The following is a 7,328-nucleotide window of genomic DNA, read 5'->3' as shown; positions in this document are numbered from 1 at the left end:
GCCCCGGACGGTTGCTCGACCCGCACCGTCCAGTCCATGTCGCTCGGCGGCGCCAAACCAGGTCCGCCGACCGGCATCTCCGGCTGGATACAGACGAGTGGGCCCGCCCCCCGGGGGAGCCGGCCCGGGGGCGGGGGCCGCGGTCCGCCCGCCCCGTCGCTACTGGCCGGGCCGGGGGGGGCCCCCCCCCCCCCCCGGGGCCGGGTGGCCCGCGAGACGGTCATCGATCCAGCGCAGGACCGCGGCGGTCGCCCCGATCTGGAGACTGACGTGCTCGCTCAACTGGTCTCGCGTGTAGGTGATCGGCGCACCCGCGGCGCACCACTGCGCCACCGCCTTGTCGGGCCCCGCGATGGTGACGATTTCGTCGTGCACGGCGTTGTAGAGGAACAGCGGCGGGGTCGAGGGCCCTGGGCTGAAGTCCAACGCGTCCATCGATGTCCTCACCTGCTCGAGCAGCTGCGAGAAGGGGATCGTCAGATGGTCGTCCATGCGCAGGAACGCATGCTGAGCCACGTTCGGCGTCACGCATTTGCTGTCACCCGCGGCCATCAGCGCGTGCCCGGCGGGCGTCAGGTACTTGTCGAATGCGGCCGCCAGCAGCGGATCGGCGCGCATCATGCCGGGCAGGAGCGACGGCAGGAAGCCGGAGAACGGACCGCCGTCGAGCGTCGCGAGGTAGGGGCCGATGGGCACTGTCCAACCTCCCATGGCAACGCCGACCAGCCGCAGTTCGGGAGCGTAGGCCGGCTGGACTTGCGCGACCCAACTGGTCCCGTAGGACCCACCGGAGTATCCCATCGCCGCGACCGGGGTATCGGGCCCGGACAGGCCGAGCGGCGCGAACGCCTCTGCTGCGCGCACTCCGTCGAGCGCGGCATAACCCGGCTGCCTCGGGGTGAACATCGCCCCGTTCGGCCCCTCCCAGTCGGGGACGGAAATCGCATGACCGGACGACAGCATCTGCTCGATCTGCATGAAATCCAACGAGGAGTCGTACTTGTCCGGCGCTCCCTGCCTGAGCACGTACGACGGCGCGCACTGCGGGGCCGAGGCATCCGTGGCGGGCTGATAGCTGATCAGTCCTTTGATCTGCCCGCCACGCGGGCGCAGCACCGTCGTCACGGTCACCATGGGCCTGCCATCGGTAGCGGTCGTCCGATACAGCAACTGCCAAGCGTCGGCGTTCTGCGCCTGCGGCGTCAGCGAGGCCACTTCGACCGGGCGCGAATTCAGGATGGTGCCCGGCGCCGTCGAGTCCCAGCCCGAGGACGGGGTGTAGAACGGGTCGTGCTGCGGAGCCGTCAGCGGATCCGCGCTACCGACCGCCACGGGGGTTCCGGTCAAGGCCAACACGACCGACGTCGCGATCAGAACCGCGCGGAGCGAACCGCGCCTGACCACCGAACCCGTCGCGCCACGGGCTGATACGACACTTGTCATCTTGTGGACTTCCCTCCCAGGAGACCGCCTCCCGCGAGTCCCCCTAGAAGGCAGTCAGAGTACATCTCCCGCCCGGGATGGATGTCCGAACCGCATGACGGCACCAGCCGGGCCGGTCATGTGCCGGCACAGCTACATTCGCCCGATGACAACGAATCTCGGTAGCGGTGCGTCGGGGGCGATCCGCCGGTTCGCCGGGTGGGTCGCTCGCGGTTCGGTCGGGCATCCCATGCTGGCGGGCATCAACTACTGGGACGAGCTGCGGGACTCGCCGTCCCAGATGGAGATCTGCTTCGCGATCTTCGCCAATGTGCTCGAACTCGACGACGCGGGGGAGCCCGTCAACGAGAAGTACGCCGAGAGCCGTGCCGCGGCGTACCTGTACCGGTACTGCACCGGCGAACTCCCGAAGGGACACGCGCCCATCGAGCCGTGGGAGTGCGCGCTCTACTGAGACGGTGCACGCCGCCTTGCGGGCCTGATCTCGGTTCGTAATTCGTTGGCGCGATCCACGTTCGCGCCCGAGGCCGCGGCGCGCGCAGTACGCTCACGCACACGAACTGGAACAGGTTCTCGGGGGAGTGGGTATGTGGCAGGTGGGCATCGCGGTGTCACGGGTGGCGATCATCGGCGCGTTGCTGGCGGCGGTGACGGCGGGTGCCGGATGGGCCGCGGCGGTGCCACTGCCGGAACAGGATTCGTTCTACGCCGAGCCTGATGGTCTCGCCGGTCTGGCCGATGGGACGGTGCTCGCGTCGCGGGTGATCGAACCGGAATCGTTCGGCTCGCCGTTGCCCGCGGATGCGTGGCAGGTGCAGTACAAGACGCGCGGCAATCACGGTGAGCCCCGGGCGTACATCGCGACGGTTCTCGTGCCGCACGGAGAGTGGTCGGGTGGTGGTCCGCGTCCGTTGCTGTCGTACCAGGTCGCCGAGGACGGTGTCGGCGCGAAATGCGCGCCGTCGTACGCGCTGCGCGGCGGGATCGATGGCGCTCCGAGCAACGCCTATTCCGAGACGGGGATGATCCGGTTCGCCCTGCAGCAGGGCTGGGCGCTGGTCGTGCCCGACTATCAGGGGCCCGACTCCGATCTGTTCGGTGCCGACGGTTACGTCCACGGCGTGCTCGACGGCATTCGCGCCGCCAGAGCTTTCGAACCCGCGGGGGTCGACCTCGCCGCGCCGATCGGTATGTGGGGCTACTCCGGCGGAGCGCAGGCCACCGCGATCGCCGCGCAGGCGTACCCTGCCTACGCACCCGAACTACCGTTGGCCGGTGTGGCACTGGGCGGGACAGTCGCCGATCTGGAAGCCACCATGTCCGGCTTCAGCGGCAGCGTCCTCGGCGGGGCGGCGGTGGTCGGCCTGGTGGGCTTGAACCGGTCCTACCCGGAGGCCGATCTGGCCCAGTACCTCAACGAATCCGGCCGGGCGACATTGACAGCGAGCGAAGGCGATTGCCTGCTCGACGCCGCGCGGAAGTACCCCTTCCTCGATGCGGCCGAGCTGGAAGCCTGGCCCGGTTCGATCACCGACAATCAGGCGCTGAGCGAGGTCGTGCGCAGAGCCAGTCCCTTGTTCCGCCCGGGCGCGCCCGGCGTGCCTGTGCTGATCCATCACGCGATCGCCGATGAGTTCGCGCCCATCGATTCGGTGCGGGCGCTGGCCGGAAAGTACTGTGCTGCGGGCACTCCCGTGCAGCGTGTCGAGAATCCGATCGGTGAGCACGGGACCGAGGCCATGCTCGGCCTGTCGACCGTGCTGAGCTACCTGGCCGACCGGTTCGGTGCGACACCGGCGCCGAGCACCTGCTGAGCGGCGGCGGGTGCGCACAGCGATCGCTCGGAACACGTCCACCTCTGCTGCGTTTGCTCTGGCCGCCGCCTACCGCTGGCGTCGCCGAGCCGGATGGCGGGCTGGACGAGGCCGAGGAGCGGGTGCTCCTGTCGCCTGGCGGATACCGTCGGGTCGTGCGGTACCTGGCTAGCGGGCGGCGAGCTTGGCGTGAATCGCGGCGATGAAGGCCGTGGGCTCGGGGTGGGGGCCGGGGCCGAGGTCGAAATGGCTGCGGTCGGCCCAGGAACCGAGCATCGTCGCGTCCTCGCGATCGGCCGGTTGGAACGCGGCGCGTTCGAGGGTGAAGACCCGGACGTCGTGGGAGTTCTCGGGCAGGACGACGGCGACGAAGTGGGCTTCGGCCGGCGCGGCCGGCGTGGGCAGCTCCACCAGGAGCAGCCGCAGGCCGTCGGCATCGATCCGATGCCCGGCGATGCCCGCGCTCGGCAGACGATGCTCGGCGGGCAGGCGCTCGCCGACGTTGTCCCACAGGCCTTTCAGCTGTTCTGTGTAGCCCAGCGGCGGCTCGTCGGTGACCATGCGCGCGCCGAGGCGCTGGGCGAGATTCGGCAGCACTTGGTGCGCGAATTGATAGTGATGGGTTCTCGGCTCGGTCACGACGGTTCCCTCCCGTTGCGGAGGGGATGTCCCCACCCGTGCCGGAGAACCTACTCCTAGGGTCCGACACCCCGGAAACCGCACCGAGAACCCGGCATCGAGGCGATCTCGGCTAGCTCCGGACGAACAGGCGCATCGCCTCGTCGACGACCGCGTCGCGCGTGCGGCCTTCGGGGTCGGCGTCCGGGCGGAGCCAGATCGACGCGTGGTTGAGGATGCCGTGCAGGCAGTGCAGCGCGACCGCCGGGTCGGGGCAATCGAATTCGCGCGCGGCGACGCCCTGGTCGACGACCTCGCGGAAGATCCGGTCGTGTCGCCTGCGCATGGCCTTGATCGACTCGGTGTGCTCGGCCGGCCACGGGGCGGGGAACGAGAACAGTGTGCCCACTTCGGGATACAGCACGGTGAGCACGCGCAGCTGCGCGGCGATCAGCGAGCGGAGCCGCTCGGTCGCCGTCTGCTCGGCCGCGGCGTCGAGCGCGTCGCCGAGGTGGGTCAGCACGTCGGAGGTCAGCTTCTCCAGTGCCGCGGCGACGAGGGCGTCCTTGCTGGAGAAGTAGTGGTAGAGGGTGGCTTTCGCGATGTCGGAGCGCTCGGCGACGTCCTCGAACCGCATGCCCTGGTAGCCGCTGCTCACCAGGATCTGCAGCGCCGCGTCGATCATCTCCGCCTTGCGGCGATCGCGTCGTCTCGCGGCGCGACCACCGGCCGCGACGCTCTCGTCCGCGATCGAAGTCATCGGCCGATCATATCCGGGGCCTTCGTCGACCGGTCGCCGGTGAGCCCGGTGAATCGACCCATCAGTCATGGCCAGGACTCTGTGAATTCGACCACATGGGCGGCAAATCAACTAGTGGGATGAAAACTCGACCCGTAGGTTGAGAAAGGTGACGGACACGACCGCGACCAGCTACTTCCGGAGAATCGGCACCCACCGCTTCGTGCCGACCGCCCACGCGGGCGGCGCCTGGAACGACGACGAGCAGCATTTCAGCCCGGTCGCGGGCCTGATCGTCCACGAGATCCAGCGCGCCCGACCGGCGGACTCCACGCTGGTGCTGAGCCGGATCAGCTTCGACATCCTGGGCCGGATCGGCTTCGAGGAGTTCGGCGTCGAGGTCCGCACCGTGCGTCCGGGTCGCACGATCGAGCTGGTCGAGGCCACCGTCACCATCGCCGGACGCAGTGTCGTGACCGCCCGCGCCTGGATGCTGAGCACGCAGAACACCGACAGCGTCGCGGGTGGGGAGCCCGACCGGCTGCCCGCGCCGGACACGCTGACGTCGTGGCCGCTCACCTCGGTGTGGTCCGGCGGATACATCGCCTCGGTCGATTTCCGCCCCGTCGACCGTCCACAGCCGGGCCGGACCACCGCCTGGATCCACTCGCCCATCGACCTGGTGGCGGGGGAGACCGCGGATTCGATGGCGTCGTTCATCGCGCTGGTCGACACCGCCAACGGCATCGCCGTCCGGCAGGAGCCGACCAAGTGGATGTTCCCCAACCTCGATCTCACGATCCACCTGTACCGCCGGCCGGAGGGGGCCTGGACCGGTCTGGACACGAGCGTCACGTTCGGCACCGCGGGACAGGGGGTGACCAGCACGGTCCTGCACGACATCCACGGGCCGGTGGGTGTGGCCGAGCAGATTCTCACCGTGCGCCCGCAGGACTGACGCGACACGGCCCGGCCCCTGGATCTCGGGGCTGGACGTGCGGACGGTGGACGGCGATAGTCCACTGGTGCGATGGGGTGTGATGGCGGCGCGAGTCGTCGCCGGTGTGGCGTTGGTGCTGGGTATGGCGACGCCGGTGTCGGCCGAGCCGGTGAACGCGGCGTTCACGTGGACGCAGGAGTACGTGACCGCGGCCGACGGCACGCGCTTGCACATGGACATCCTGCGGCCCGCGGGCCTGTCCGACGACGCGCGCACCCCGGTCCTGCTGACCGCGAGCCCGTACCGGTCCCACACCGCCTACCTGACCCAGCCGCGCCCGGAGGGCGGACCCTCGACCGACAATCTGCCCGTCGAGTGGGCGTTGAAAGCCGGCTACACCTACGTGATCGCCGATCTGCGCGGCTTCGGCGGCTCGAACGGCTGCCCCGACTTCGGCGGACCCGGCGAGCAGGCCGACGTGGCGACCGCCGTCGAATGGGCGGCGAGCAGGCCGTGGTCCACCGGCCGGGTCGGCGTGGTCGGCACCTCCTACGAGGGCTGGACCGGCATGCTCGCGCTGGCGGCGAAGCCGAAGGGTCTGGCCGCAGTGGCCGCGTTCGAACCGGTCGTCGACCCGTACACCTACCTGTACATGCAGGGCATCTCGTGGAAGTTCGGCGGCAAACCGTTGACCGAGGACGGTCTGCGCCCCGCCGACTTCGCCGGCCCCGAACACCTCGCCATCGCGCACACCCCGGGCCGCTGGGACGACTCACCCGAATATCAGGCCAACGCCGTCCAGATGACCCAGGCATGCATGGACAGCTACCTCGCCCTCACCACCGACCACGATCCCGCCGACCCGGGCTGGCGGGACCGTGATGTCGTCGACGACCTGCGCGGCAACACGATTCCGCTGTTCCTCGGCCAGAGCTTCCTCGACTCCAACACCAGAGCCGACCGGGTCATCGACGCCTGGCAGGCGATGGGGCCGGGCGAACACCGCGGCTGGTTCGGGCAGTGGGGCCACTCCGACTGCCGCAGCCGCTGCGGCACACCGCATTTCAATGACGAACTGGCCGCGTTCCTGGACCGGCACGTGGCCGGCGCCGATGTGGAGGTGCCGGGACCGCCGGTCACCGTCGGGCAGTTCGACGGCGGCTGGCGGAGCGAGGAGGTCTGGCCGCCGGTCGATGCCCGTCGCGTCACCGTCGAGTTGCGCACCGGCGCCTACCAGGATCGCGGGCTGCTGCCCGGCCCCGACCGGGAGATCTGGTCCGTCTCGGCGCCGGTCACCGACGCGGTGCACCTGTCCGGCCGCGCCACCGCGACCATGGAACTGACCGGACCGCCGAATGCGACTGTCGCCCTGGAGCTCTACGACATCGCACCCGACGGACGCGCGACCGTCATCACGCGCGGCATCGCACCCGTCACCCCGCAGGCGCGGATCCGGATGCTCTGGCAGGACGCCCGCCTCGCCGCCGGCCATCGCCTCGGCATCCGCATCACCGACGTCGTCGACGATGTCTGGTCCCACGCCCCGGCCAACGCGACCGTGACGGTACGGGCGGCGCGTCTGGAGCTGCCGCTGCTGACGACACCGCGGGACACCGATCTCACCGGCGGAGTGCCGATCTGGCACGCCAGGTGGCGGACCGAGGAAGCGATCCAACTCGATCAGGGCTGGCTGAACGACCCGACCCGAGCGGTCGGCGCGATCGGCTAGCCCGACCGCGACCATGCCGCGCCACCTGGCCAGATGACGCGCGCG

General features: G+C 70.0%; 7 protein-coding genes. 4 read left to right on the top strand and 3 right to left on the bottom strand.

Translation table 11 applies throughout. The annotated features are described in order from the left end of the window. Positions 1-159 precede the first annotated feature (159 nt). Positions 160-1,332, bottom strand: a complete 1,173-nt coding sequence (locus QH270_RS24305; protein WP_280346399.1) for a lipase family protein — start codon at positions 1,330-1,332, stop codon at positions 160-162. A gap of 256 nt (positions 1,333-1,588) precedes the next feature. Between QH270_RS24305 and QH270_RS24300 the strand changes: the two genes are divergently transcribed. After that, positions 1,589-1,897 (top strand): DUF7677 family protein, encoded by a 309-nt coding sequence (locus tag QH270_RS24300; protein ID WP_280346398.1) that lies wholly within the window; start codon positions 1,589-1,591, stop codon positions 1,895-1,897. Positions 1,898-2,030: 133 nt separating this feature from the next. After that, a complete protein-coding gene (locus tag QH270_RS24295) occupies positions 2,031-3,257 on the top strand; it encodes a lipase family protein (RefSeq protein WP_280346397.1) in 1,227 nt (408 codons plus the stop codon). A gap of 168 nt (positions 3,258-3,425) precedes the next feature. Here QH270_RS24295 and QH270_RS24290 read toward each other — a convergent pair whose 3' ends face one another. Both QH270_RS24290 and QH270_RS24285 read right to left on the bottom strand, forming a co-directional pair. After that, positions 3,426-3,896, bottom strand: coding sequence for a hypothetical protein (locus QH270_RS24290; RefSeq protein WP_280346396.1), 471 nt, complete (start codon positions 3,894-3,896; stop codon positions 3,426-3,428). A gap of 112 nt (positions 3,897-4,008) precedes the next feature. Next, on the bottom strand, positions 4,009-4,635 hold the full coding sequence (locus QH270_RS24285) for a TetR/AcrR family transcriptional regulator (RefSeq protein ID WP_280346395.1): 627 nt from the start codon (positions 4,633-4,635) through the stop codon (positions 4,009-4,011). 148 nt (positions 4,636-4,783) lie between these two features. Between QH270_RS24285 and QH270_RS24280 the strand changes: the two genes are divergently transcribed. Together QH270_RS24280 and QH270_RS24275 are read left to right on the top strand one after the other, a co-directional pair. Further along, on the top strand, positions 4,784-5,572 hold the full coding sequence (locus QH270_RS24280; protein WP_280346394.1) for a thioesterase family protein: 789 nt from the start codon (positions 4,784-4,786) through the stop codon (positions 5,570-5,572). A gap of 67 nt (positions 5,573-5,639) precedes the next feature. Then, entirely contained in the window at positions 5,640-7,283 is a 1,644-nt protein-coding gene (locus QH270_RS24275; RefSeq protein ID WP_280346393.1) for a CocE/NonD family hydrolase, read from the top strand. Positions 7,284-7,328 lie beyond the last annotated feature (45 nt).

The sequence above is a fragment of the Nocardia neocaledoniensis genome (genome assembly GCF_029868625.1).
Taxonomy (GTDB): domain Bacteria; phylum Actinomycetota; class Actinomycetes; order Mycobacteriales; family Mycobacteriaceae; genus Nocardia; species Nocardia neocaledoniensis_A.
The sequence above is the reverse complement of the archived record's forward strand: the minus strand, read 5'-3'. Positions and strand labels throughout refer to the sequence as shown.